Origin of the sequence: Chryseobacterium sp., from assembly GCF_045629545.1 — a bacterium.
Taxonomy (GTDB): Bacteria; Bacteroidota; Bacteroidia; order Flavobacteriales; family Weeksellaceae; genus Chryseobacterium.
Map to the genome: position 1 here is coordinate 42,937 of NZ_JAZQRK010000015.1, position 25,453 is coordinate 68,389.

A 25,453-nucleotide genomic window follows, 5' to 3' on the forward strand; every position below is an offset into this window, starting at 1 on the left:
CAATTGCGAAAGTTGTTCTTTTATCTTTATAAAATGACGAAAAATATTCATGAAAATTCATGCATTTTTTTGAATTTGCCAAAAAAAATCACAGACTTTTCATCTGTGAACTATACTGTACATAAAATTGTCTTTTACTTGTACATAAAATTCTTGACAGCAATGGCAACTTTGGATCCATCCATAGCTGCTGAGATAATTCCGCCAGCGTATCCTGCACCTTCTGCACAAGGATATAATCCAGCTATTTGTATATGCTCCAAGGTTTCTTTATTTCTAGGAATTCTTACAGGTGATGATGTTCTAGATTCTGTAGCAACTACATTAGCATACTCCGTATAATATCCTGGCATTTTTCTGCCGAAAGATTGAAAACCTCTTTGTAATGAAAGATATACTTCTATAGGTAATACGTCACTCAGTAAACCTGATGTAAGTCCTGGTAGATAAGAGCAATCATTGAGTGTTGTTGATAATTTACTAGAGACAAAATCTGTCATTCTTTGTGCAGGAGCTTTCAAGCTTCCTCCACCAACTTTCCAAGCTTTTTGTTCTACCATCTGTTGAAACTGCATACCTGCTAAAGGGCCTGTGAAACCATATTTTGCAAAATCTGTTTCGTCTACAGTTACCACCATACCAGAATTAGCAAATTGTCCGTCTCTCTTAGAGGGAGACCATCCATTTACTACCAATTCTCCTTCGTCTGTGGAAGCGGGAGCAATGATACCACCCGGACACATACAAAATGAGAATACACCTCTGCCTGCTTCCTGAGACACTAATGAATAAGATGCGGGAGGTAAAAACTCATTTCTTTTTGTGCCTATAGGACAATGGTATTGCGATGCATCTATAAGTTCTTGTTGATGTTCTATTCTCACCCCGAGAGCAAATGACTTAGCTTCTATGAGAATCTTTTTTTTATCTAATAATCTGAATATATCTCTTGCAGAATGCCCCGTAGCCAAAATCAGAGATTTTGTCTTGATGATGGTATCATAATTTGTTTCTATGCCTTTTATGGTATTACCTTCAAGAATTATATCAGTCAATTTGGTGTCGAATAATACTTCTCCCCCGCATTCTATGATTGCTTCCCGCATATTTGCAATAATTCCGGGAAGTTTATTGGTGCCAATATGCGGATGGGCTTCTTGAAGGATACGTTCTGTAGCACCGAAATACACAAACCATTGCAAGGATTTCAAAATATTTCCGCGCTTAGTAGAACGTGTGTACAATTTTCCATCCGAATAAGTTCCTGCACCACCTTCACCATAACAATAGTTGGATTCTGGATTTACTTTTCCTTCCTTGTTCATTGCAGCAAGATCTCTACGCCTATCTCTTACATTTTTTCCTCTTTCTAGGATTATGGGTTTTAATCCTTGTTCTATCAATTCTAAAGCAGCAAATAAGCCTGCAGGCCCAGCACCCGCAATATACACTTCTTGTGCATTGGCTACATTTTGCAAGTTGGGACTAAATTTGAAGGCATCATAAAAATCTTCGCCTATAAAAACGTTAGCTTGCAGTTGGTTTACGATATTTCTACTTCTAGCATCCAAAGATCTTCTAACAATCTGGTAGGCGTTGATGTTTTCTGGTTTTGTTTTTGCTGCATCTGCAAGACGCTTGATAAGGATTTTCTCGTTCGCAGCTTCGTTTGGGGACAAGCGTATGGTGACGTTTTGAGGCATAGATAGTGTCTAAAAATTATATTTTGCAAATTTAAATTAAATCAATAAATAATACGATCATTATTGTAATGATATATTGCCTATATTTTGATAATTACCTTCATCGAATGACGACACGTACAAACATAATAGTAAGATCTATTCGCTATTGCGTAATACAATAAAAACCTATAGTTTTGCACTAAACCTTCTATTGGGAATTATGAAGGGATAGATTTTTCAGATTATTTAAACTCTCGTTCGCTAGAGCGAGAAGACACTATATATTAATTTAAATAATGACTAAAAAATCTTTGCACAATTTCCACATTCCCGTGATGGGACTTTCTTATACAATCGATAGCCCAATTCGTTTGGCACAGTTTGGTATCACTTCAGTGGTTTCTATTATTGATGATGAAATTATTGAAAAGATGAAAAACTTTTACAATAAAAAATTTAATTTAAACTATCAAGATATTTCTACTAAAGTGGAAGATTATCGTGCTAAAAGAATTACAGATTATCTGGATATGATGGATGAAATTGTCCATCAGAAATTTTCTTCATTTAAGACAGAAATTTCCAAAAATAGAGAAGCTCTAAAGAATTTTATCAGTATTTTACCCAATACTTCTGAGATTAAACTAGGGCTGCAGCAAATTTCGGAACAGGGTGATCTATTTGGTTGTCAGATAAAACATTTTATTGAAAAGAATCTCGTTCCAGGAAGTATTGATGTTAATATAATGACAAAAGTGGATAAGGATAATTACAAAAAATCCGAGCAGTTACCAATTATTTACAACGATGCGCACGCTTCTCTTCGAGGTTTTGCTAAAAGCAGAATCGCCTCATCAATGGTACTTTCGGCGGGTATGAATCCTAGGTTGTACAGTTATATAGAAGAGTTTGATGATTTTTTTCCTAATGAATTTGGCGAAATTAAAAAGAAAATAATCCTAAAAGTTAGTGATTTCCGTTCTGCAATGATACAAGGTAATTTTCTTGCTAAAAAAGGACTTTGGGTTTCAGAATACCGTGTAGAGTCAGGGCTAAATTGTGGTGGACATGCTTTTGCTACAGAAGGTTTGTTGCTTGGACCAATCATGGAAGAATTTAAACAAAAAAAACAGGAACTGATAGAATCTGCACACCAACTGATGATTTCATCTCTAGAGCAAAAGGGAAAAATTATTCCTACCGACTACTTAGAAATGAAAATTACTGTTCAAGGTGGTGTTGGTACTGCAAATGAACACGCATTTTTATTAGAAAATTATCAAGCAGATAGTGTTGGTTGGGGTTCTCCATTTTTATTGGTGCCAGAAGCAACTTCAATGGATAATGAAACAAGAAATTTACTTGCACAATCTAAGGAACAAGATTTTTATTTAAGTAATCTATCTCCACTTGGTATACCATTTAATACAGTTCGAGGAACTTCTAATGATAGAATTCGGCAAGAAAATGCAGATAAGAATAAATTTGGAAGCTCTTGCCCTAAAAAATTATTGGCTTTAAGTAAGGAATACTCTGAGCAAGGATTATGTACTGCTTCAAAGAAATATCAAGACATTAAGAGAAACGAATTAGAAATTCAAAAAAATAAGTTGTCAACAGAAAAGTATAATACCGAGTATCATAAAATTACTGAGAAAGCATGCTTATGTGTAGGTTTGGTAAATGCATGTTATATAGAAAATAATATTGAAGTAAAGGGAGAAAGGCAAGGCGTAGTAGTTTGTCCTGGGCCCAATTTAGCCTATTTTGATAAAGAAGTATCATTGGCTAGCATGGTAAAACATATCTATGGGAACGAAAATGTGCTTTCTGAGGAGAATAGGCCAAATATGTTTATTAATGAATTGAGAATGTATGTAACCCATCTTCAAAAAGAAATAATAAATCTCTCTGGAAATCCATCAGCTGCACAAATAAAAAAGTGGAATTTGTTTAAGAATAACCTTTTAGAGGGTATCGGATATTACAAAAATCTATTTAATAATTCATCTTATTTTAGAGACGAGTTGCATTATATAAACGGACAGCTTTTACATCATCAGCTAACAGTTGAACAGATAGAAATTCCGATTTTAACAAAATAAAAATATAAACACTACTCATATTTTGGGTAGTGTTTATATATAGCCGCTATTATTAATGTGTTTTTACGTTATTTTTAAACTTTGATAATAAAAATAAATTATTATCTACTTGGATATAAAATCAAATACAACGAGAGAGAGAAGGTCTGGAAACTCCTGATGTTTTAAACGGGACATTAAAAGTACTTCCAAAGTTCAACAGAAATATTTCGGAAGTAGACTGGAGAACTTCCATACAGGAAAATGATCCTTTAAAAAGATACGGCTATGTCTATGACGGACTCAGCATGCAAAAAGCTGGTTTTTATCAAAAAGAAGAAATTGAAAGTTCTAAAGAATACTATGAGAAGATGGAATATGATATCAATGGTAATAGTAGAAGACTGAAAAGATCGGAGCAATTATTACTGGGAAGTACAACTGCATTAGCTATTGACAATCTGAAATATGATTACACTGGAAACAGACTTACAAAAGCTACCGATGAGCAGCAGAATCCTTCAGGATATCCTTATTTTTCGACAACGCAAATTATCAAATATGATAACAATGCTTTGACGGGAAACGGAAATATGACTGATGACAAAGATAAAAATATTTCTAATATCAAGTATAATTATTTTAATCTTTCAACATTTGTTGATGCGGTAACTGGAGGAGGGTTTCCATATTTGGATCAAGAAGGACAAAAGCATAATTATAAATATCGAGCGGATGGTATTAAATATTATACTAGAGTTGACGATGTAAGCCCATACATGCAGAAATATTCAATAAATGAATATTTAGATGGATTTCAATATCAGCAAAGATATACCAAAATGAATACGGCGCAGAATCCGTCTGATACAGGAATGGTTTTGAAGTTTTATCCAACAAGTGAGGGATATTTTGATTTTGATAAAAATAAGTATATTTACAATTATACAGACCATTTAGGAAATGTAAGGTTGAGCTACTTTTATAACGGTAGTGGTGTAGAAGTTCTTGATGAAAACAATTACTATCCATTTGGCTTAAGACATAGTGGGTATAATATACTTGCTGGAAACTCAAGCTATCATTATAAGTACAACGGCAAAGAACTCCAAGAGACGGGGATGTATGATTATGGGGCGAGATTTTATATGCCCGATATCGGGAGATGGGGTGTTGTGGATCCGCTGGCGGAGAAATATTTTAATATTTCACCTTTTAACTATACTGCAAACAATCCTATTCTTTATATAGATCCTGATGGAATGCAATTAGATTTAAGTAATATAATGAAGAAAGGTAATGAAGAACAGTATAAAGCTTTTGTCTTTTTCGCTAAAACAAAAGAGGGACAATCTTTTTTATCCAAATATATGTAGAAAGGGCAAAAAGTTGAATATGGAGGGAAAACTATTTTTGAAGCTAAAGCTAATGATGAATTCCATGATAAAGGTATAGATTTATCTTATGGAGTAATGACTGATGATAATACAGGAAGTGAAACGGGAGGAAAAATGAAAGGTGATAGAGCAAATGTGGACATTTTAATTTCAAGAAAAGCATTCGGTGATTCAGGAAGCTAATTTTTTAATACATTAGAGCATATTGTGCATGAATCCTTTTTGCATGCTGATCTTAATGCATTGGATTTAGATGATGACGGCTATAAAAATTCAAGTAGTATTCCCAAAGCATATAGACAATATGATACATGGTCTTCACAACATGGTCAACACTATTACATGCAGGTAGAATATCTAAAAGACCCAACTAATAATAAAGTAAATACTTATACAAAAGAAGGGTTCAATATTTTGAAACAAGCAAATCAAGCTTTAAAACTTAAGTTGGGAGACTCTCAGATTAAACAAAATATGTGGAATTTTAATGGATCATATATTAATGTTGCAAAAGATGGAAAGCTTATTCATCGTGATACAGAAAAAAAATAAAGTATGAAAATCATAAATATTTTATTTATTTGTATTATAACCATGATCATTTCATGTCAGTCAAATACAAATGAATACATAGAAATAACAACTGGTATTCCAATGAATCCAAATCAGCCAAGAATTGGAATAATTGTAAATGGCAATGATTCTGTTTATATGTGTAAAGAAATAATTAATGGAGGTGGTTTCTCGAAACTTACTTCCTATAAATATTATGCAGGAAAAGAAAAAATTAATTTTAACAAATATAAAAAAGAAGTAAAACTGTTATTTGGTGACACTATTATTTTCAATTTTCCACAAGATGGTGAAATGGAAAAATTAAAATTTTTCATCGATAATAAAAATCATGAAAGATTTTTTACAACATCCATATTAAATGATAAACAAAACAAAATTTTTTACAGTATGAAGGAATTAATGAAAAAAAATAATTTTGTAGAAATTCCCTATCATAAATTTTCTAGAGATTTGCTGGATTCTAAAATTCCTGACCCACCACCTCTGCCAAAATAGTTGTACCAGTATAAGTACAACGGCAAAGAACTCCAAGAGACGGGAATGTATGATTATGGCGCAAGATTTTATATGCCCGCTATTGGTAGATGGGGTGTAGTTAATTCGCTAGCTGAGAAAATGACTCGTCATAGTCCTTATAATTATGCGTTTAATAACCCGATTATGTTTATTGATCCTGATGGGAGAGCACCTGAAACGGATTATAAGTTATTAAGAAATGGAGAAGTACAACGTGTAAATCTATTAGATGACAATGAGAAAGATAGATCTGATACACTCTTAGCAACTGATAGCAGAGGGAATATAGATAAAAATAGAAGTATAACTGTTGCAAAAGATAAACCAAGTGACGGTTCTATTATCAGTGGATTAAGTGAAGGAGTAAGCCTAAGTCCTAGAATATTTGGACAATCTACAACTCCATATTTTTCAGAAGGTTTTAATCAAAATCTTAACGAAGCTTTCAATGTTTATAATTTTTTAGATAATAATACTAATAGTGGAATTGAATTTTCTTTAGCGAATTATAACGTTGATGGGCAGGATAATTTTCAAATTGCAACTATGCATGATATAGATGGTTCTCACATTAAGTCGAATAGATTTTCGAATGATAATTTGATTTGGTCGGTTCATAATCATGATGGATCAAAAGGTTTAGATTACAAAAATATTGGAAATCAATGGGGATGGGATAAAATTAGCATGAATGAAATCTTTAGAAATTACGCGAGTAAGGAATTAGGTTTTCCTAGATTTTTTACAGTTAATGACAATAATAGAATGATTGAGATAACCCGAACAGGTCAGAATACGAGTAGTACTCAACCATTTAATGCTCAATTTTTAAAATCACTTAAAAGAGTTTATGGTAGCAAAAAGTCTAAATAAAATAGGTTTTATACTAATAATATTATTCCTTTCTTCCTGTAAAAAGGAAAAAGAAATTTTATCTTCTCCTAAAAAATTTCAAACATTGGAAGAAAAGATTTATGATAAAGCTGATTCATTTATAGATTCTGCAAATTGTAAAAAGGACAGAGTTGTAGCAATTAGGTATCAAAAATACAATGAAAAGGAATTTATACAAATATCAGCTCAAGATATTTTTATTACCGACTCATTATTTATGCTTAAAGAGCGTAAAAATCATATTATAGTCTTATATAACAGAGAATTTTTCGAAAAAATTCTGAAATATAGTGATGATGAAAATAAAAGAGTTATTAAAAAAAACTCCCAATTAGACTTATATAAAAATAATTATACTAGTACAGGAATCCCTTGCTTTTATATGTACGAACTTATTAAAGGAAAACTAGTTCAGATTCCTACCAATAGTTATTATTATAATAATTTATTTGCTGATCCCCCTATGCAAAAAGCGATGCCTCCACTACCGCAAAGAGAATGATAGTTTATTTAATCAATATAAGTACAACGGCAAAGAACTCCAAGAGACGGGAATGTATGATTATGGCGCAAGATTTTATATGCCCGCTATTGGGAGATGGGGTGTCGTGGATCCGTTGGCGGAGAAGATGAGAAGATGGTCGCCATACAGTTATAGTTTCAATAATCCTATTCGATACACCGACCCAGATGGAAGAGCCCCAAAAGATATTATTATCCTAACTGCAAATGGGTCTTTCAAAGCATCAAAAGATATACTTTATAAAACTACTGAAGGTAAAAGAATATGGGATAAGTATGGAACCAGTAAGACAGACGATATTTATATTAATTCCAAAAATTTCGGCACAAGTTCTTCCACTGTAGCAGAGGCTATTAATGATGTCAAATCTATGGGGCTTGCAAAGGATGGCAAGGTTTCAATTCCTGAAGGGTATGCAAATTCCTCAGAATTCAATAATTTAGATATATCTAAATCAGGAGATAAAAAAGTTCATTTGGTATCTTTAAATGAAAACTATTTTAAAGAAGAAGCAAGTGATTCAAGGTATAATGCAACTCGTACAGATGATGAAGGTAACTCGAAAACAGTTGGATATAGTAATTATGATTTGGCAGAAGCAATTTATCACGAAGTGAAATCTCATATAGAAGACTCTACAGGTGGAGATGATGGAGACCACGTTAAATATGGAGCTGATGGTTTTAAACTTATTGCGCCACGTGCATCGGGTTCTCCTTCGGAAACCATTGTTAATCAGCTTGTACAAGTAAGAGAAGATGCAAAAAAAGAGAAAAAATGACAAATAGAATTAAACAAACAGCATTTTTATATATCCTACTTCTATCTTTAACCAATATAGTAAAAGGTCAAATTTTAGAGTTTTACAATCCTATTGTTGTAACTTATAAATCAGCTGTATTAAATAATGAAAAAGTTAATTTAGGAATATTTGATTATTTTAAGCAAGATACTTCCAAAATGAAATATGAATATTTAAAATATGATTCCGACAAAGAAGGCTTATACAAATATGATGATACAAATAAAGATTTTCAAAAAATAATCTGTTTGAAATCCGAGAATCTTAAATCTCAGAAAAAAATAAAATTAGGAATATTTGACGAATTTAATTTGGCAAAAGAAAATTCTAAAAGTTTTATAGCTTCCTCACCACATGGGAAATATCCTTCCCATCATAAAATAATTAATTCTATTGAGATACTTCAAAAAACAAAGAAAACATTAATATTAAGAATTAATTATCAAGATGAGTTTGAATGGAAGTATTTTGGAATATTAGTACTAACGGATTATAAGTATGAAAACATAGAGGATGACGAATAACAATCTCAATCTATGAATAACCAAAAACCCACCGCAATTGCGGTGGGTTTTTGGTTTACAAAGCCGCTGCATTTTTAGCAAAAAAATCTTTAAATTTTTTGATAGTAAGCATTTTATCAATGATCTTAAAGACGGTGCTCCTATCTAATTTACCCTCATTTCACTGGACCAAAAATTAGTATTTCTTAGTTGAATTTTTAAGTTGCTTTGGTGTACTTACTAAAATACCATACTTAAGCTTTTCTATAAAACACTATTTACCAATGGCATATAACGAAATTTAAATACCCTATATTATTTAATTAGTCAATTTAAATAATAAACTAGCTCTGCATTTTGGAAGAATTTTTAATTGAAAAATATGCCGAAATGTAAACCTAGTTTTTGCTGAATAGAAATAAACTCTTTCATACAATGAGAGCAAAAAACCAAAAATTAGTACAGGGCTTTGATCCCTGCACTAATCATCATTATAAGTTTTCTAGATATTTTTTTGCTCTTTTAGATTTTGTGAAAGCTTACTCAAAGAGGAGAAAATAAGTATATTCAACCTTAATTATTAAGAGATTTAAAAATCACTCATCCCAACCACGCTTGGCAGATCGATATCACCAATATCCCGATGAAAAATGGATTTATGTATATGACTGCAATTATTGATGTATACATCAAATATATTGTGGGATGGGGTTTGAGTAATAGTTTGGAAGCTTCAGAATCTTTAAAAGTGTTGCAACAAGCAGTAGAAATTCATGGAAAACCAGCGATTATGAATTCGGATCAAGGATCTCAATTCACATGTTTTGAGTATATTAATTATCTGAAAGAAAATGATATAAAAATCTCTATGGACGGCAAAGGAAGAGCGCTAGATAATATTTTTATTGAAAGATTTTGGCGAACACTAAAATATCAATACATTTATCTCAATCCAAAAGATAACGGACTCGATCTTTATTTAGGAATAAAACAATGGCTAGAAAAATACTATTATCGAAATCATCAAGGAATAAAAAATAAACCACAAAATAAATACACCAAAACATCCTAAAATTCAACTAAGAAATACTAATTTTTGGTCTAGTGAAACGAGGGCAACTAATAAAGCCAATGCAGATTTAACAAATTGGAATAAATTAAACATCAGTGAAAATTCGGATACGGTAATTGTAACACCAACCGATTGTAAATAAAAAAACAAACCAATGAAAAATATAATTTTTATTTTTGCTTTATTTTCTAGTATTTCATTATTTAAATCTCAAAGTATTACTATTGATATCAATGATTCTGAACTTAATAAACCAACTGGCTATTATAGAAAAGATATTCACAATATTTTAAATCAATTTGAAGGAACTTTTCTTTACACCAACGGAAATACAAGTCTAAAAATAATTCTTGTAAAAAAAATAAAACAATATAACAGCAGTTATTATGAAGATTTAATCATTGGGGAATATCAATATATTGTAAATGGAGTGGAAAAATCGAATACATTATCCAATTTAGATGTTGTTTATAATAATCAATATGCAAAACATGCGATTGCAGGAGTATCGACAATTGATAATAATTTTAGAGGTTGGAAATGTCTACAATGTAATTCTAATGAACAAAGATTAGATTCAAAAATAATTGATCGAATTACTGACAGACATGCAACCATTTACATGAGAAAAACAGTTGTAAATGGTCAAGAGGTATTGCAAGTAAAAGTAACAGATATTCTACCAGATTTTGAAAATATGAATCCTCCTGATTTTTCATTACCTAAAGGAGAATTTACACTCATAAAACAATAATTTTTTAATTTATTTTATGATATGTCCCGTCCTAAAAATTCGATACATTTATCTCAATCCAAAAGATAACGGACTTGATCTTTATTTAGGAATAAAACAGTGGCTAGAAAAATACTATTATCGAAATCATCAAGGAATAAAAAATAAACCACAAAATAAATACACCAAAACAGCCTAAAATTCAGCTAAGAAATACTAATTTTTGGTTTAGTGAAACGAGGGTAACTTATTGTATTCTTATCATTTTTAATTAAAAAATATTTTTCATATTTGCATTTCTAATTAAATATCTGTTTTATATTTACGCAATTAATACAGGTCAAAGGATTTGATAATTTATCCAGAGTACCGTAATTCAAATCAGAACTTCAACACCACCCAATAACCTATTAATATGCCTAGAAAAACTGTCCAAGGACCTATACGAGATCGTGAGAAAACCAAACAAAAGCTACTGAGTGCAGTAGGAAAAATTATAAAAACAAAAGGCTACTCAGGACTATTGGTGAGCAAAATTGCTGATGTTGCGGGTTTCGATAAAAAACTCATCTACGAGTACTTTGGATCTGCGGAAAATCTAATTGAAGAATATATTAAATCTCAAGATTATTGGAGCAATATAGATGTAGATCCCAATGATAATTTTGATGATAAAGGTGAAAAATTTGTAAAAAATGTATTAAAAAATCAATTTGACGGTATTCACAAAAATAAAGAATTACAACGAATTATCGTTTGGGAACTTTCGGAAAGTAAACCGATTCTAAAAAAATTATTAGAAGAAAGAGAGGAGAAAGGCGAACGTTTTTTTGCACATATTACAGATCCACATTTTGAAAATGAAGCTCGTACTTATAGAGCGATCGTAGCACTCTTGGTAGGAGGGATACATCATCTCAATTTATACACCTTACACAATGGAACCACATTTTGCGGTATTGATCTAAAGTCTGCAGAAGGTAGGAAAGATATTGCTAAAGCAATTGATACGTTAGTAGAATTGACTTACAAATCTAAAGAACTCGTAGAGTAAATTTCAGCAACAATCATAAATTTGAAGAGTTTATACTTTTTAAATTAAAGTATATTTCATACTTTTGAGGTATGGAAAATTTCATCGTATCTGCAAGAAAATATCGTCCACAACAGTTTGATGCTGTCGTGGGCCAATCTCACATTACAGATACCTTAGAACATGCTATTGAGGAAAATCAGCTTGCTCAGGCATTGCTTTTTTGTGGACCTCGTGGAGTCGGAAAAACCACTTGTGCTAGAATATTAGCCAGAAAAATTAATGAAAAAGATGGCTCTATGTCAGAAGATGGCTTCGCATATAACATACATGAATTGGATGCAGCCTCTAATAACTCTGTGGATGACATCAGAGATTTGATAGATCAGGTTCGTTTTGCGCCTCAAGTTGGTCAGTACAAAGTATATATTATTGATGAAGTCCATATGTTATCTTCAGCAGCATTCAATGCTTTCCTTAAAACTTTAGAAGAGCCACCAGCACACGCGATTTTCATTCTTGCTACTACAGAAAAGCATAGAATTATTCCTACTATTTTATCCAGATGTCAGATCTACGATTTCAAAAGGATTACTATTTTAGATATACAAAAACACCTTATGGGCATTGCTGAAAAAGAGCAAATTGCTTATGAGGAAGATGCTTTATACCTTATCGCACAGAAAGCAGATGGCGCACTTCGTGATGCACTATCAATATTCGATCGTCTTTCTACATTTTCACAAAAAAATATTACGCTAGCCAAAGCTGCAGAAGTTTTGAACATATTAGATTATGACGAATACTTAAAAATAGTAGATTTAGCCATAGAAAATAAAATTCCGGAAGTTCTCTTAGCTTTCAATGATATTGTGAAAAAAGGATTTGATCCTCACTTGTTTATTGCAGGTTTGGGGAGTCACTTTAGAAATTTGATGATGGCTCAAAACTCTACAACGATAGAGTTGATCGAAGTTGGAGAGAAAACAAAAATAAAATTTATTGATCAAGCTAAAGTTTGGAGTCCACAACTCATCATAGATGCTATAGAAATCTGTAACCATGCAGATATTAATTATAAGAATTCTAAAAATCCGAGACTTACAGTGGAGATTGCACTGATGCAACTTACTTCACTCAGCGCTGCTGGGGAGATTGCAAAAAAAAAAAGTTTATAATACTAGCTCCGTTTCTTGAGGAAGAACAAAACGTAAAACCAATTGTAAAAAACGAAATTACTGAGGATATATTATCTATCCAATCAAACTCCGCTGAGATAAAATCAGAAGATTCTACACAAAAGATAGCTGCGAAACCATTATCAAAACCCAAAATTTCTACAGGATTTAGCATTAAGTCTTTTATCAATAAAGAAGATAAAAAAGAAGAGAAGGAATCCGTAACTCCAAAAAAAAATAATTCCCTAGCAGAAAATCATTTTACCGAAACAGATTTGCAAGCAGAGTGGAACCTGTTTCTTAGACAGCTTCGCCATAAGGATGTTTTTATATTTAATGCTATCAAGACTTTTAAATTGGTTAAAATCCATGAGAAAGGAATTCGTGTGATGTATCCATCAGATTCTGCAAAAGTTGAGTTTGATAAAATTAGTAATGATTTTTTCAATCATTTTAAAACAAAAGTGAATAATCATTCTATCCTTATAGAATATTTGAGAGATCAAGAAAATTTAAAGGTTGAAATTGTTACCAAGAAGAAAATTTTTGAAACTTTTGTTAGTTTAAATCCTAATCTTAAAGATCTTGACGATTTGCTAAGCTTTGATTTATCATAAATATTTTCAAATAAGTTATTGTTGATAACTCTGTTAATTCTAGTCTTATAAATTTTTTTTTGTTCAGCAAATAGTAGCAACTTATTTAATGGTTTTTATTTGATTTTTGAATGAATATTTATCGCTTAAAAATAGTTTAGATTTATTTTTTTTATATATTTGTTTAAAATTAAACATAAAAAAAACAGACAATTCTATAATGGGTCATTTTTCTATGCCATATTTGTCTTCTCACAATAACCTTTTGGTTTTAAATGCTGCTCGTATTTCAAGCAGTGTTGTTGGTTTTACGTATCCTTATTTTAGAAATTTCTATTGCGATTACCGATTTTATTGGTATAGATAGATCAATTTCTTTCTCAAAAAAAACTAGGGAAATACTATTTTTCTTCCTTTTCCTTACTTATTACTCTGTGTACATTTATTTTTTTGAAAAGAACTATAATCTCATTATAAAAAGGGAGAATAATAAATTATATTTTCAAATTAATTAAAATAAATCATCAGATGAACCTAATAGATTTAAAAAACGATTGGATTAAAGAATATTCTTTACCCATGATGATTGCAGGACCTTGTAGCGCGGAGAGCGAATCTCAAATGCTAGAAACTGCAAGAAGAATAAAAGAAACCAATGTGCAAGTTCCCATCTATAGAGCAGGGATTTGGAAACCTAGAACAAAGCCTAATGGCTTTGAAGGAGTAGGTGTTATCGGACTAAATTGGTTGAAAAACGTTAAGCAAGAATATGGTTTTAAAACAGCCACGGAAGTCGCCAATGTTCATCATGTAGATGCTGCATTAAAGGCTGATATAGATATCCTATGGATTGGTGCACGCTCCACGGTAAATCCTTTTACCGTACAAGAAATAGCAGAAGCACTGAGAGGAACACAGAAGACGGTGCTTGTGAAAAATCCTGTAAATCCAGATTTAGCCTTATGGATAGGTGCACTAGAAAGGCTTATAGGGCAAGGTATCTATAATTTGGGGGTTATTCATAGAGGTTTTTCTACCTACCAGAAAACGAAATATAGAAATAACCCAAATTGGCAAATCGCACTTGATTTTAAGAGTCAATTTCCAAATATACCAATGTTAATCGATCCTTCACATATTTGTGGCAATAGAACAGGATTGGCTTCTATTACACAAGAAGCATTGAATGTTGGATACCAAGGTGCCATCATAGAGTCGCATTGCAATCCTGACGAAGCATGGAGTGATGCATCTCAACAAATTACCCCTGAAGTTCTGGCAGAACTTATTTTCAATTTGAAGATGAGAAGTCCAGAGTTGGGAAGTTTTGATGGTGAAATGGGAAGACATAGAACGCTTATTTCTGACCTCGATTTTCAATTGATCGAACTATTATCACAAAGAATGAAAATATCCGAAAAAATTGGACAACTGAAAAAGGAAAATGATATTGCGATCTTTCAGCCAGATCGTTGGAAAATTATTTCCGAATATGCGGTGCAGAAAGCCAATGAAACAGGCATGTCTCAATCCTTTATTGAAAAGGTTTTCAAGGCAATACATGAAGAATCTATTGATGTACAAAATAATATTATGATCGACCGTTAGAATAAAATAGGATAGATTTGAAAATTGAGTAAATTCCTAAATAGCAAATCCATATCTTTGTTGCGGAAAATAAGTATGAAAGGTAAAATAATAAAATCTACAGGAAGTTGGTATCAAGTTTTGGAAGCAGAAACGAGTACCATATATGAAGCTAGAATTCGTGGTAAATTTAAATTGATTAAAACGAGGCTTACTAATCCACTTGCTGTAGGAGATTTTGTAGAATTTCAGTTGGAGCAGGATGATGTAGCATGGATCACGAAGATTGAACCAAGAAAAAATTACCTAATTAGAAAATCAGTAAATCTTTCTAAAGAAGCTCATATTATCGCTTCCAATATAGATATTGCATGTTTTATATATACTCTGAAGCATCCAGAAACTTCTCTTGGTTTTCTAGATCGATTTTTGTCTTGTTGTGAAGCCTACAATATAAGGCCTTTAATTCTCTTCAACAAAATGGATGTTCTATCCGATGAAGAGCAGGAAATTGTGAAGGATATTGAATTTATGTATCAAGAGATTGGCTATGATAGTTTAGAGATTTCATCGTATTCCAAATTGAATTTGGAAGTTTTGCAAGAATTATTGCAAAACTCAACGTCTGTCTTTTTTGGGCACTCAGGTTGTGGGAAATCTACTCTTGTTAATGCTTTGCAACCCGATTTGAATCTTAGAACATCAGAAATATCAGATTCTCACCTCAAAGGAAAACATACCACTACTTTCGCACAGATGCACTTTTGGCATTTTGGTGGTAATGTAATTGACACACCTGGTGTAAGGGAATTTGCAATGATTGATATCGAGAAAGTAGAAGTTCAACATTACTTCCCAGAGATTTTCAGAAAAAGAAAAGAGTGCAAATTCCACAATTGTATGCATATTAACGAACCTAAATGTGCGGTTTTGGATTCTGTAGAAAGTGGCGAAATACAATATTCTAGATATTCTACGTATATAAAATTAATGGAAGAAGCGGATGAAGCAATGAAAATGTAAAGTTATTTTAGTCAGAATATGCAGCAGCGATTATTTTATTTATTAGACTAATTGCTTTTCCTTTGTATTGATTGAAATTTGCCACATATTATATTATTAATTCAATAACATAATTAGGTTTTTTTTGTAAATAAAAACCCAGCCGAAGCTGGGTAAAAACTAATAACCATGAAAACTCAAATTAAACATGAGAATCGAATTATTAGAAGCAAATGCTGTGCCAAATAAACCTAAGTATTGCCTTTTTTTATTTTTCTTAATGTTTAAACATATTCGGGATATCTACCGAAATTTTTTGTAATTTTGTGGACTTAAATAATATACATATATGTCTAATATTACATTCACTATGATTAAGCCTGATGCTGTTGCGGATGGGCATATCGGTGCTATTCTAGGTAAAATCTCTGAAGGAGGATTTAAAATCAAAGCTTTAAAATTAACTCAACTTACTATTGCTGATGCTAAGAAATTCTATGAAGTACATGCTGAGAGACCTTTTTATGGAGAGCTAGTTGACTTTATGAGTTCAGGCCCAATCGTTGCAGCTGTTTTAGAAAAGGACAATGCTGTTGAAGATTTCAGAATTTTAATTGGAGCTACTAATCCAGCTGAAGCTGCTGAAGGAACTATCAGAAAGATGTTTGCTAGAAGCATCGGTGAGAATGCAGTTCACGGTTCAGACTCAAACGAGAATGCACTTATAGAAGCACAATTTCATTTTTCTGGGAGAGAGATTTTCTAGATAATTTTTTTCATGTCAAAATATAAATAAGTCCGAAATATTTTTATTTCGGACTTATTTATAAATATACTCTTCCTATTACATCCTAGTTCGACCAATATTTTTATTTATATTAAATAAAATGTATTATTGTAATAATTATAATAATGTAATATAAATCTGGTTGTCTGAATTTATAAATATTTATGTTAATTTGTAAAATTCCGTAAAATCCCTGATCCATTTTTTTTAAAAAATACTCACCTTTACACCATACAAATAATGATTAGATAGTAATTGAAGTAAAACTAATAACCAATTATATTTCTCAACTTGTATGAGATCAAAGGCAGTGTAAGCAACTGCCTTTTTTGTATGGTTACATTTTTAGCAACTCTATTGTTTTTTCTGGATTTTCGCTAGCAAATACAGCATTACCTGCAACCAATACATCAGCTCCTGCATCGAATAACTTTGATGCGTTATCTAAATTTACACCACCATCAATTTGAATGAGAGCTGTAGAGTTATTACTCATAATTAAATCTTTAGTTTGAGCAATCTTCTTGTATGTATTATCAATAAACTTTTGTCCCCCAAATCCTGGATTTACACTCATCAATAACACCAAATCTACATCGGAAATAATATCTTCTAATAAGAAAACTGGAGTAGAGGGATTGAGTACCACTCCCGCTTTTATTCCTTTGCTTTGGATATGATGTATAGTTCTATGCAGATGGGCACAGGCTTCATAATGTACAGATATTAGATCTGCACCATAAGCAATAAATTCGTCTACGTAGTTGTCTGGTTCTACAATCATTAGATGTACATCTAGAAATTTTTTAGAATTTTGCTGGACGGTTTTCATCACTGGAAACCCGAATGAAATGTTGGGTACAAATCTTCCATCCATAATATCAATGTGGAGCCAATCTGCTTGAGAATTGTTCAGCATTTCTATGTCTTTTTGAAGATTTCCAAAATCTGCAGCTAATAAAGAAGGCGCTATTAGTTTAGTTTTCATGTATACTTTTTAAAAATTTACTTTTATTTTGAAATAGGTAAGCAAACTTACAGTTATCATCAGAATGCTTCCGATCAAAACTGCTATTTCGATTGCTAACTTTATTATATGAAATTTTATATATAACTAGTTTATCAATTATAAATAATCCGAATGAACATAATTAAAATATTCAGCTTTTAAGAATATGAGTTGATTCTAAGTCAATCTATTGAGCGAACACATCTTATCATTCAATAAATATTATATGGAGATAAAATAGTTTCCAATACCTAACAAAAGGAAGGTATATCCTCAAAGAAAATATTATTTACACATTCTTAATTTAATGGTATTTAAGTTTCATTTCTGGAGTAATTTTCAAGAGTGTTTCATAGATCAATTTGATTACGTTTCCTACATCCTCTTTAGAAACCATTTCAACCGTAGTGTGCATATATCGAAGGGGCAAAGAAATCAATGCGCTTGGTACACCACCATTGGAGTGTGCAAAGGCATCTGTGTCAGTTCCTGTAGCTCTGCTAGCTGCTGCTCTTTGGTATGGAATCTTCTTTGTTTTTGCGGTATCAATAATTAATTCTCTGATGATATGGTGAACACTTGGAGCGAAAAATACAACCGGGCCATTACCACACTTTTGGTCACCCTCTTTTTTCTTTTCAATCATTGGAGTTGTGGTGTCGTGGGTAACATCAGTTACTATGGCAATATTGGGCTTTATGGTATCAGCAATCATATCTGCCCCATATAATCCAACCTCTTCTTGTACAGAATTGGTGATGTATAAACTATAGGGAAGCTTCTTTTTATTTTGTTTTAAAAGTCTAGCAACTTCAGCAATCATAAAACCACCGATTCTGTTGTCTAAAGCTCTACAAACGAAATAGCGATTATTCATTTCAAAAAACTCATCTGGATAGGTAATCATGCACCCTACAAAAATTCCCATTCCCTCAACTTCTTCTTTGGTGGTAGCACCACAATCAATGAAAATATTTTCAATTTTTGGAATTGGTTCATTAGCATTAGCGCCTCTGGTATGTATCGCTGGCCATCCAAATACTCCTTTTACGATACCTTTCTCACCGTGGATGTTCACAACTTTGGATGGGGCTATTGTTTGGTCAGATCCTCCATTTCTAATGACATAGATAAGACCATCATCTGTGATATAATTTACATACCATGAGATTTCGTCTGCATGTGCCTCTATCACTACTTTAAACTCTGCTCCTGGATTAATTATTCCATAGCAAGTACCGTAATGATCTACTTCTATTTTATCTACAAATGGAGTAATGTAATCCATCCAAACTTTCTGTCCTAGGTGTTCAAATCCTGTTGGAGATGAAGTATTTAGGTAATTCTCTAGGAATTTTAGAGAGGTATTTTCAAATTTCATATAAAAAGGGAATGATTTTTGTTATTAAATTATGTTAAATATGTGTAAAAATAATGAAATTTCATAAAATTACCCTTTTTTTTCTCTTCTTTTTTGGGTGTATCGTATTAGGTCAAACAAGAGATTCGGTGATTGCAAAACCTTTAAGCCAGTATCCTCAGCAAGAACTAAATACTGATGAGTTTGGTAATAGGTATTATTATGATGTGCGTCAGAAGGCTAGAATCTATGAGATTAATGGAGAAACTGTAGTGGTAATGGATGAGTTGGTACTTCTAAATAAGCCAAAATTCAATAACCAACTTGATAAAAATTACTACTATTTCCTTAATAAGAAGTTGTATAGAGTTTATCCACTTTTTGTAACAGCTTTACAGCAATATAAGGATATACATAATGAAATGACGGATCTCAATACTAGTGCTAAAAGGAAATATATTAAAGATAGACAAAATATATTAGCGGATCAATACGAAATGCAACTTAGAGACCTCACTACTACAGAAGGTCAAATATTTGCAAAATTAATGAATAGAGGAACAGGAAAAAATGTTTTCGAAATTATTAAAGAGTTAAGAGGAGGGTGGAGTGCATTTTGGTGGAATCTAAAAGGAAAAATGGCTGAGATTGATTTAAAAGATGAATACAATCCCTATAAAAACAGAACCGATGAATTTCTAGAATCATTATTACAATCAAACTGGAATTCTGGTTACCTCGAACCTTATCCGGGCGCAAACGATTTTAAAGCTTCAAGATAAACAAATTCCTGTAAATATTTTTACAGGAATTTTTCTTTTAATAAATTAAAAACTATTCGATCTATCGGGAGTGTAAACGGATTTTCTTTGCTTTCCAAAGAGCTCCAATCCACCTTATAGATTCCATCGTCCATAATGCAAATTTTTTCTCCCTCTACAATTTTTGCTAGATAATATATCGTAAGCAACTGCTCATTATTCTTAAATTTGGATACCAAAAAATCCTCTTGGGTATAAAAATGAGATCCAACCTCTATCTTTACATTAAGTTCTTCTAGCAACTCACGACGTAGGCAGTCTTTCAAACTTTCACCGAATTCTAGTCCGCCACCAGGAAGTTTCAGCAAAGCATTTCCTGCATAATTTTCGTACAATGTGAGCACTTTGTTATCTTGTACCACGCAGGCATATACTCTTATATTAAAGGTGTCTATCATACTTTGAATAAGATTAAAATATAAATTGTTTAAATAATAAAGAAGCGAATTTATTGTTTCACTGCGTTTATCATTTCTCGCTTCCCTGGTGGGCCGTCCACCTTTACTACATTAAATGCCAAATCGTGCAATATTCTTCTCACGCTACCTTTTGATGAATAAGTTGTGAGAAGACCTCCTATAGACATCTTATCGCAGACCATTTCAAATAAAGGGTATTCCCACAAATCAGGTTGTACTCTGGCTCCAAAACAATCGAAATAAACAAGATTTATCTTTGGGATCGTTAGATTTTTAAGCTCAAAAAAATCGCACTTGATTTTTCTTAGTGTAAATCCTGGTATTATTTCTATATCAGAATCCCACTCACATTGATGAATTTTTTGATAAATATTTTTTAAATCTTCGTTCTCAAATAGAGATTCGTATCCCAATTCTTCCATTTCAGATTCAATTATCGGATACTTTTCCAATGTGATGTAATGTACCTTTTTATTATTGTTATTTTTTAAATATTCATCAATTGTAACTAAAACATTTAAACCTGTTCCAAAACCTAGTTCTAATATATTAACATCATAATCATAAATCAAATTGTATCCATTTTTAATAAACACATGTTGTGCTTCTTGTAGGGCTCCGTGATGAGAATGATAATTTTCATTTAAATCGTTAATATATAATGTTTTACTCCCGTCTTTCGTGGTTTGTACTTCTCTTTTCACACTATTTTTTTTCAAATTTAATCTAAAATTTTTATATTTAAAAAATTATGTTAAATTTGTAGAACATCATAAAAATTTTAAGAAATGATAATTCAAAAAACTGAAAACGCAAGAATTTCTACTTTCGATCCTACTAATTTTTCTTTTGGAAATACGTTTATCGATCATATGATTATTTGTGAATATGAGGATGGTAAATGGGGAGATGTAAAGTTGGTTCCATATGGTCCTTTGTTGTTTACTCCAGCAATGATGGGAGTGAACTACGGACAAGCTTGTTTTGAAGGCATGAAAGCCTACAAAGACAAAGATGGAGAGGTTTTTCTTTTCAGGCCAGAAAAGAATTTTGAGCGTATCAATAAATCTGCGAAGCGTTTGGCAATGCCAGAAGTAACGGAGGAGATATTTTTGGATGGTCTTAAGGCTTTGGTTAATCTAGACAGAGCATGGATACCTCAAGGAGAAGGAATGTCATTATATATTAGACCTTTGATATTCGCTACTGAAGAGGCATTGAAAGCTAGAGTTTCAGAAAAATATATGTTTGCAATTGTTGCAACACCTGCTAAAAGCTACTATGCAGAGCCTGTTTCTGTGAAAATTTCAGATCATTATTCTAGATCTGCGAGTGGTGGTGTAGGATCTGCAAAAGCAGCAGGTAACTATGCGGCTTCTTTTTATCCAACTCAATTGGCAATGGATGAAGGATATGACCAGATAATATGGACAGATGATGCTACTCACGAGTATTTCGAGGAAAGTGGTACTATGAACGTGTTTGTGAGGATAAATGATACAATATACACGCCACCTACTTCTGAGAAAATTTTAGATGGTATCACAAGAGATAGTTTTATACAATTGGCTAACAAAAGAGGTTTTGATATGAGAGTAGCGCCTATCGCGGTAAAAGATGTTGTAGAAGCTCACAAAAACGGAACTTTGAAAGAAGTTTGGGGAGTTGGTACAGCTGTGGTTACCACGGTTTTCAAGGCATTGGGTCACAATGGTGAAAAATTAGCTCTTCCTGCATTAGCAGATGAAGATAGCTATGCAGTAATCCTGAAAAATGATTTGGTAAATCTTCAAAACAATCTTTCTGAAGATACATTTGGGTGGAGAGTTTTGGTGGAAAATAAAGAAATATAATGCAATTATTCCTATTCGGATTCAATAATGGTGGCCAAGATTTATTCTTGGCTTTTTTGTTTTTTTATATCCTCTGAAATGTGTATTTTCGCATAAGTTTTATGAAAAAAGTACTTTTTATATCTGCATTAGCTTTAGTGAGTTGTAATAGGAATAATCCTGTAAGACCGCCCGTGGGAGGAGTTTTGAATAAGAAAGATTTGGATGTTTCCAGAGATCGCTCGAAGAATTTGAATTTATTAGAAAGAAAACAAATTCATGATTGGATAAACAATCAGAAAATTTCTTACTATCCTACGCAGGGTAATTACTGGACTGATGTGGAAGGTTTTGACAAAAGGGAAAGAAAGCAAAATGATGAAGTAGTATCATATTCTTATGATCTATATGATTTTGATCAAACTAAAATTTACGAACAGCCCATTATTAGAGAAAATGTAAAATTTGGACATTTTGATGAAATCATTGCTGTAGAAAATGCATTGAGACTGATGAAAAGTGGGGAAGAGATTACATTGTTAGTGCCCTCGTCACTAGCATTTGGTACTTATGGTGATCAAAATAAAATTGATAATGATATTCCTTTAATTATTAAATTAAAAGTTCTGTAAAAAAATGAAATTGTTTAACAAAAATATCATCTTAGCGGCAGCAAGTGTTTCGCTGCTAAGTTGTACTCCAATTTATAAGAAAATGAACGTAGACAAAGAAACTTACGAAGGGCTTAGAGACGGACTTTATGCCAATCTTCAAACCACTAAAGGAAACATGATCGTGCAGTTTGAAGAAAAAAAATCACCGGTGACTGTGGCTAATTTTATTGGTCTTGCAGAGGGGAAAATTGATAACAAAGCGAAAGCTAAAGGAGTTCCTTACTATGATGGAACAATTTTTCATAGAGTGATAAAGGACTTTATGATCCAAGGAGGTGACCCTCAAGGTACAGGAATGGGAGATCCTGGATATAAATTTGCGGATGAGAAAAACGACCTTAAACATACAGGAAAAGGCATGTTGTCTATGGCAAACTCTGGACCTAATACCAATGGTTCTCAGTTTTTTATTACAGAGATTGCTACCCCTTGGCTAGATGGTAAACATACCATCTTTGGAAAGGTTGTAAAAGGAATTGAAGTGATAGATACGATTGCTAATGTAGAGAAAGGACCTCAAGATAAGCCAAAAACTGATATTGTATTAGAAAAAGTTTCTATTTTCAGCAAAGGTGATGAGTACAAAGGGTACGATGCTGCAAAAACCTTTACGGAGGGTAAAGCAAAAATAGAGGCAAATAATAAAGCAATGGCTGAAAAAGCTGAAGCGGCAAAAAAACAAGCTCTAGAAGATCTAAAAGCTGGAATGGAAGTTACTCCGTCTGGGTTATATTACAAAATTACAAAAGCATTACCTGCGGGAAAATCTCCTAAAGTAGGAGATGAGATTGCAGTACATTATGCTGGTAAATTGGTAGACGGAACAGAGTTTGATTCTTCATTCAAAAGAAATGAGCCTATTGAAATTCCTATCGGAATGGGTAGAGTAATCAAAGGATGGGATGAAGGAATTTTATTATTAAAAGAAGGTGAAACTGCTACTTTATTGATACCTCCAGCTATGGGTTATGGAGAAAGAGGAGCAGGAGGAGTTATACCGCCAAATGCTTGGTTAGTCTTCGATGTGGAATTGGTAAAAGTACCTTAATTGCACATTGTTATAAATTGAAAAGCCAGCTCTATTGAGCTGGCTTTTGCGTTGACTTATTATTTTTTTGGTTGTTAATATCAACAAGTAATATTAATTTAGGATACCACTATTCTTCTAATTTTGATTTTTGATTATCAAATGAGAATATTTTCCACTTAGGCCACTTGTAAACCACTTTAAATCTAAATTTAAATAAAAGAGCATTAGAACTTATATGCAAGTCTAGAGATTATTTACAATAGTAAAAAAGATTGTAATACAGGTTCTAATTGAAATCTTACACTTTATTTATTAAAATATGTTAAAAAATTAATTGAAAGATAATACCAGTAGCATTATATAATTAATATTTCTATTATCATTTATTTTTTTTGCCTTTAAAATAATATATTACAAAAATTTTTATTAAAGATTAATTTGTCATAAAATTTTGAATTTTATAATTAATCACTACTATTAGTGATATTTTAGGTAAATATATTATAATAAAACACTCTATATTTTTAAATTTTTACATTTAAAAATTATTTAATATGAAATAATATTTACTTTATATTGCCAATAGTAATTAATATAAATCATATATTTGAGTAAAATAAAATATAATTTATTTATTATGAAAAAAACTATACTAATTATATCTTTGCTTCTGTCAGGGATTAAAGTTTTTTCTCAAGTAGGGATAAATACTGAAAATCCTAAAGCAACTTTAGACATCAGAGCTAAATTATCGACATCAGGTAACGAAAATATTGCAGAAGGGCTTCTTATTCCTAGAATAGACAAAGAGAAAGCGCTAAATATGACCAATGTAGAAAATTCTACATTAATCTATGTAGATAATGTGAGCACTGGTGCAGGTACCGCTAGTAATTCTGCAGAATATATTAAATCTACAGGATTTTATATGTACGATGCTGAAAATGACAAGTGGCAGCATATCACCTATAAATCCAATTTCTTCTATTCGCCTTCTATCTTATTACCTACTAATGCTACTGACTCAAGGCTTACAATGGCTAATAGTGGTTTTACCGTAACAGTTGATGGATTGTATACAGTAGATTTATATTCCTTGTTTAGTGCACAATTTAAAACTCCAATGTACACAAGTACTGCAGGAACCAATTTAGCAGAATTTGTGAAACCAGCAACCAATTACCATTATTTTATAACCTCAGCAGATACAAATGTCTTTTCAGATATTACGCTATCCACTGATGGAAAACTGAGTTATAAAGTAATAAGCAATAGTATCATCCGTAATGGTTCTTTTATGAATATTGTTTTGAAAGAAAAATAATTCTTTTTAACATTTA

General features: G+C 31.9%; 25 protein-coding genes and 2 pseudogenes. 22 read left to right on the plus strand and 5 right to left on the minus strand.

Translation table 11 applies throughout. The features are described 5' to 3' along the window. Positions 1 to 134: 134 nt before the first annotated feature. Positions 135 to 1,703 carry an NAD(P)/FAD-dependent oxidoreductase gene (locus ACKI42_RS03540; protein WP_407402518.1) on the minus strand — a complete coding sequence of 523 codons (1,569 nt, stop codon included), beginning with the start codon at positions 1,701 to 1,703 and terminating at the stop codon, positions 135 to 137. Positions 1,704 to 1,981: 278 nt separating this feature from the next. Here ACKI42_RS03540 and ACKI42_RS03545 point away from each other — a divergent pair, with 278 nt between their 5' ends. The 17 genes and pseudogenes from ACKI42_RS03545 (at position 1,982) to ACKI42_RS03625 (ending at position 16,947) form a co-directional block, all read left to right on the plus strand. Then, a complete protein-coding gene (locus ACKI42_RS03545; RefSeq protein WP_407402520.1) occupies positions 1,982 to 3,790 on the plus strand; it encodes a hypothetical protein in 1,809 nt (602 codons plus the stop codon). Between the two features lie 287 nt (positions 3,791 to 4,077). Further along, positions 4,078 to 5,145, plus strand: a complete 1,068-nt coding sequence (locus ACKI42_RS03550) for an RHS repeat domain-containing protein (RefSeq protein WP_407402522.1) — start codon at positions 4,078 to 4,080, stop codon at positions 5,143 to 5,145. Positions 5,146 to 5,373: 228 nt separating this feature from the next. Then, the gene (locus ACKI42_RS03555) at positions 5,374 to 5,718 is read left to right on the plus strand and encodes a hypothetical protein (RefSeq protein WP_407402524.1); all 345 of its coding nucleotides are present in this window, start codon (positions 5,374 to 5,376) and stop codon (positions 5,716 to 5,718) included. Positions 5,719 to 5,721: 3 nt separating this feature from the next. After that, the gene (locus ACKI42_RS03560) at positions 5,722 to 6,237 is read left to right on the plus strand and encodes a hypothetical protein (protein ID WP_407402526.1); all 516 of its coding nucleotides are present in this window, start codon (positions 5,722 to 5,724) and stop codon (positions 6,235 to 6,237) included. A 3-nt stretch (positions 6,238 to 6,240) separates the two neighbouring features. Then, positions 6,241 to 6,427: pseudogene (locus ACKI42_RS03565) on the plus strand (RHS repeat-associated core domain-containing protein); the annotation flags it as partial. Continuing rightward, positions 6,403 to 7,131, plus strand: coding sequence for a JAB-like toxin 1 domain-containing protein (locus tag ACKI42_RS03570; protein WP_407402649.1), 729 nt, complete (start codon positions 6,403 to 6,405; stop codon positions 7,129 to 7,131). The pseudogene ACKI42_RS03565 and the gene ACKI42_RS03570, both read left to right, overlap by 25 nt. Further along, a complete protein-coding gene (locus ACKI42_RS03575; RefSeq protein ID WP_407402528.1) occupies positions 7,109 to 7,654 on the plus strand; it encodes a hypothetical protein in 546 nt (181 codons plus the stop codon). Before ACKI42_RS03570 ends, ACKI42_RS03575 begins: the two co-directional genes overlap by 23 nt. A 4-nt stretch (positions 7,655 to 7,658) precedes the next feature. Beyond that, positions 7,659 to 7,850, plus strand: a pseudogene (locus tag ACKI42_RS03580) (RHS repeat-associated core domain-containing protein); the annotation flags it as partial. Between the two features lie 602 nt (positions 7,851 to 8,452). Then, positions 8,453 to 9,001 (plus strand): hypothetical protein, encoded by a 549-nt coding sequence (locus ACKI42_RS03585; RefSeq protein WP_407402530.1) that lies wholly within the window; start codon positions 8,453 to 8,455, stop codon positions 8,999 to 9,001. Positions 9,002 to 9,575: 574 nt separating this feature from the next. Beyond that, positions 9,576 to 10,052: a transposase gene (locus ACKI42_RS03590; protein WP_407402651.1), complete on the plus strand. Its 477-nt coding sequence runs from the start codon at positions 9,576 to 9,578 to the stop codon at positions 10,050 to 10,052. 154 nt (positions 10,053 to 10,206) lie between these two features. Next, a complete protein-coding gene (locus ACKI42_RS03595) occupies positions 10,207 to 10,806 on the plus strand; it encodes a DUF6705 family protein (RefSeq protein WP_407402532.1) in 600 nt (199 codons plus the stop codon). Positions 10,807 to 11,200: 394 nt separating this feature from the next. Beyond that, positions 11,201 to 11,839, plus strand: coding sequence for a TetR/AcrR family transcriptional regulator (locus ACKI42_RS03600; protein WP_407402534.1), 639 nt, complete (start codon positions 11,201 to 11,203; stop codon positions 11,837 to 11,839). 71 nt (positions 11,840 to 11,910) lie between these two features. Next, positions 11,911 to 12,996, plus strand: a complete 1,086-nt coding sequence (gene dnaX, locus ACKI42_RS03605; RefSeq protein ID WP_407402536.1) for a DNA polymerase III subunit gamma/tau — start codon at positions 11,911 to 11,913, stop codon at positions 12,994 to 12,996. A gap of 356 nt (positions 12,997 to 13,352) precedes the next feature. Next, positions 13,353 to 13,613 carry a hypothetical protein gene (locus ACKI42_RS03610; protein WP_407402538.1) on the plus strand — a complete coding sequence of 87 codons (261 nt, stop codon included), beginning with the start codon at positions 13,353 to 13,355 and terminating at the stop codon, positions 13,611 to 13,613. A gap of 507 nt (positions 13,614 to 14,120) precedes the next feature. Continuing rightward, a complete protein-coding gene (locus tag ACKI42_RS03615) occupies positions 14,121 to 15,200 on the plus strand; it encodes a chorismate mutase (RefSeq protein WP_407402540.1) in 1,080 nt (359 codons plus the stop codon). 75 nt (positions 15,201 to 15,275) lie between these two features. Continuing rightward, on the plus strand, positions 15,276 to 16,202 hold the full coding sequence (rsgA, locus tag ACKI42_RS03620; protein ID WP_407402542.1) for a ribosome small subunit-dependent GTPase A: 927 nt from the start codon (positions 15,276 to 15,278) through the stop codon (positions 16,200 to 16,202). Between the two features lie 328 nt (positions 16,203 to 16,530). Continuing rightward, on the plus strand, positions 16,531 to 16,947 hold the full coding sequence (locus ACKI42_RS03625; RefSeq protein ID WP_102981000.1) for a nucleoside-diphosphate kinase: 417 nt from the start codon (positions 16,531 to 16,533) through the stop codon (positions 16,945 to 16,947). Between the two features lie 358 nt (positions 16,948 to 17,305). On the opposite strand, the gene rpe is transcribed toward ACKI42_RS03625, so the two are convergent. Beyond that, positions 17,306 to 17,956 (minus strand): ribulose-phosphate 3-epimerase, encoded by a 651-nt coding sequence (gene rpe / locus ACKI42_RS03630; protein WP_407402545.1) that lies wholly within the window; start codon positions 17,954 to 17,956, stop codon positions 17,306 to 17,308. Between the two features lie 325 nt (positions 17,957 to 18,281). After that, positions 18,282 to 19,358, minus strand: coding sequence for a M28 family peptidase (locus tag ACKI42_RS03635; protein ID WP_407402547.1), 1,077 nt, complete (start codon positions 19,356 to 19,358; stop codon positions 18,282 to 18,284). Positions 19,359 to 19,411: 53 nt separating this feature from the next. Between ACKI42_RS03635 and ACKI42_RS03640 the strand changes: the two genes are divergently transcribed. Then, on the plus strand, positions 19,412 to 20,119 hold the full coding sequence (locus ACKI42_RS03640; RefSeq protein ID WP_407402549.1) for a DUF4294 domain-containing protein: 708 nt from the start codon (positions 19,412 to 19,414) through the stop codon (positions 20,117 to 20,119). A 20-nt stretch (positions 20,120 to 20,139) separates the two neighbouring features. Here the strand turns inward: ACKI42_RS03640 and ACKI42_RS03645 are convergent, their stop codons facing one another. Both ACKI42_RS03645 and mnmD read right to left on the minus strand, forming a co-directional pair. Beyond that, on the minus strand, positions 20,140 to 20,556 hold the full coding sequence (locus ACKI42_RS03645; protein ID WP_407402551.1) for an NUDIX hydrolase: 417 nt from the start codon (positions 20,554 to 20,556) through the stop codon (positions 20,140 to 20,142). Positions 20,557 to 20,606: 50 nt separating this feature from the next. Next, positions 20,607 to 21,281: a tRNA (5-methylaminomethyl-2-thiouridine)(34)-methyltransferase MnmD gene (gene mnmD, locus ACKI42_RS03650; protein ID WP_407402553.1), complete on the minus strand. Its 675-nt coding sequence runs from the start codon at positions 21,279 to 21,281 to the stop codon at positions 20,607 to 20,609. Between the two features lie 84 nt (positions 21,282 to 21,365). Between mnmD and ACKI42_RS03655 the strand changes: the two genes are divergently transcribed. The 4 genes from ACKI42_RS03655 (at position 21,366) to ACKI42_RS03670 (ending at position 25,437) form a co-directional block, all read left to right on the plus strand. Further along, positions 21,366 to 22,430 carry a branched-chain amino acid aminotransferase gene (locus ACKI42_RS03655; RefSeq protein ID WP_407402555.1) on the plus strand — a complete coding sequence of 355 codons (1,065 nt, stop codon included), beginning with the start codon at positions 21,366 to 21,368 and terminating at the stop codon, positions 22,428 to 22,430. A gap of 101 nt (positions 22,431 to 22,531) precedes the next feature. Further along, complete coding sequence (locus tag ACKI42_RS03660; RefSeq protein WP_407402557.1) at positions 22,532 to 23,041, plus strand: FKBP-type peptidyl-prolyl cis-trans isomerase; 510 nt, start codon at positions 22,532 to 22,534, stop codon at positions 23,039 to 23,041. Positions 23,042 to 23,123: 82 nt separating this feature from the next. Next, positions 23,124 to 24,131, plus strand: coding sequence for a peptidylprolyl isomerase (locus tag ACKI42_RS03665; RefSeq protein ID WP_407402653.1), 1,008 nt, complete (start codon positions 23,124 to 23,126; stop codon positions 24,129 to 24,131). 619 nt (positions 24,132 to 24,750) lie between these two features. Further along, the gene (locus ACKI42_RS03670; RefSeq protein WP_407402559.1) at positions 24,751 to 25,437 is read left to right on the plus strand and encodes a hypothetical protein; all 687 of its coding nucleotides are present in this window, start codon (positions 24,751 to 24,753) and stop codon (positions 25,435 to 25,437) included. The last annotated feature ends 16 nt before the right edge of the window (positions 25,438 to 25,453 follow it).

Bases quoted from the DNA above. Each gene is read 5' to 3' on its own strand.
- ACKI42_RS03540 (WP_407402518.1), bottom strand. From the start codon at position 1,703: ATGCCTCAAAACGTCACCATACGCTTGTCCCCAAACGAAGCTGCGAAC.
- ACKI42_RS03545 (WP_407402520.1), top strand. From the start codon at position 1,982: ATGACTAAAAAATCTTTGCACAATTTCCACATTCCCGTGATGGGACTT.
- ACKI42_RS03550 (WP_407402522.1), top strand. From the start codon at position 4,078: ATGCAAAAAGCTGGTTTTTATCAAAAAGAAGAAATTGAAAGTTCTAAA.
- ACKI42_RS03560 (WP_407402526.1), top strand. From the start codon at position 5,722: ATGAAAATCATAAATATTTTATTTATTTGTATTATAACCATGATCATT.
- ACKI42_RS03570 (WP_407402649.1), top strand. From the start codon at position 6,403: ATGTTTATTGATCCTGATGGGAGAGCACCTGAAACGGATTATAAGTTA.
- ACKI42_RS03575 (WP_407402528.1), top strand. From the start codon at position 7,109: ATGGTAGCAAAAAGTCTAAATAAAATAGGTTTTATACTAATAATATTA.
- ACKI42_RS03585 (WP_407402530.1), top strand. From the start codon at position 8,453: ATGACAAATAGAATTAAACAAACAGCATTTTTATATATCCTACTTCTA.
- ACKI42_RS03595 (WP_407402532.1), top strand. From the start codon at position 10,207: ATGAAAAATATAATTTTTATTTTTGCTTTATTTTCTAGTATTTCATTA.
- ACKI42_RS03600 (WP_407402534.1), top strand. From the start codon at position 11,201: ATGCCTAGAAAAACTGTCCAAGGACCTATACGAGATCGTGAGAAAACC.
- dnaX (WP_407402536.1), top strand. From the start codon at position 11,911: ATGGAAAATTTCATCGTATCTGCAAGAAAATATCGTCCACAACAGTTT.
- ACKI42_RS03615 (WP_407402540.1), top strand. From the start codon at position 14,121: ATGAACCTAATAGATTTAAAAAACGATTGGATTAAAGAATATTCTTTA.
- rsgA (WP_407402542.1), top strand. From the start codon at position 15,276: ATGAAAGGTAAAATAATAAAATCTACAGGAAGTTGGTATCAAGTTTTG.
- ACKI42_RS03625 (WP_102981000.1), top strand. From the start codon at position 16,531: ATGTCTAATATTACATTCACTATGATTAAGCCTGATGCTGTTGCGGAT.
- rpe (WP_407402545.1), bottom strand. From the start codon at position 17,956: ATGAAAACTAAACTAATAGCGCCTTCTTTATTAGCTGCAGATTTTGGA.
- ACKI42_RS03635 (WP_407402547.1), bottom strand. From the start codon at position 19,358: ATGAAATTTGAAAATACCTCTCTAAAATTCCTAGAGAATTACCTAAAT.
- ACKI42_RS03640 (WP_407402549.1), top strand. From the start codon at position 19,412: ATGAAATTTCATAAAATTACCCTTTTTTTTCTCTTCTTTTTTGGGTGT.
- ACKI42_RS03645 (WP_407402551.1), bottom strand. From the start codon at position 20,556: ATGATAGACACCTTTAATATAAGAGTATATGCCTGCGTGGTACAAGAT.
- ACKI42_RS03655 (WP_407402555.1), top strand. From the start codon at position 21,366: ATGATAATTCAAAAAACTGAAAACGCAAGAATTTCTACTTTCGATCCT.
- ACKI42_RS03660 (WP_407402557.1), top strand. From the start codon at position 22,532: ATGAAAAAAGTACTTTTTATATCTGCATTAGCTTTAGTGAGTTGTAAT.
- ACKI42_RS03665 (WP_407402653.1), top strand. From the start codon at position 23,124: ATGAACGTAGACAAAGAAACTTACGAAGGGCTTAGAGACGGACTTTAT.
- ACKI42_RS03670 (WP_407402559.1), top strand. From the start codon at position 24,751: ATGAAAAAAACTATACTAATTATATCTTTGCTTCTGTCAGGGATTAAA.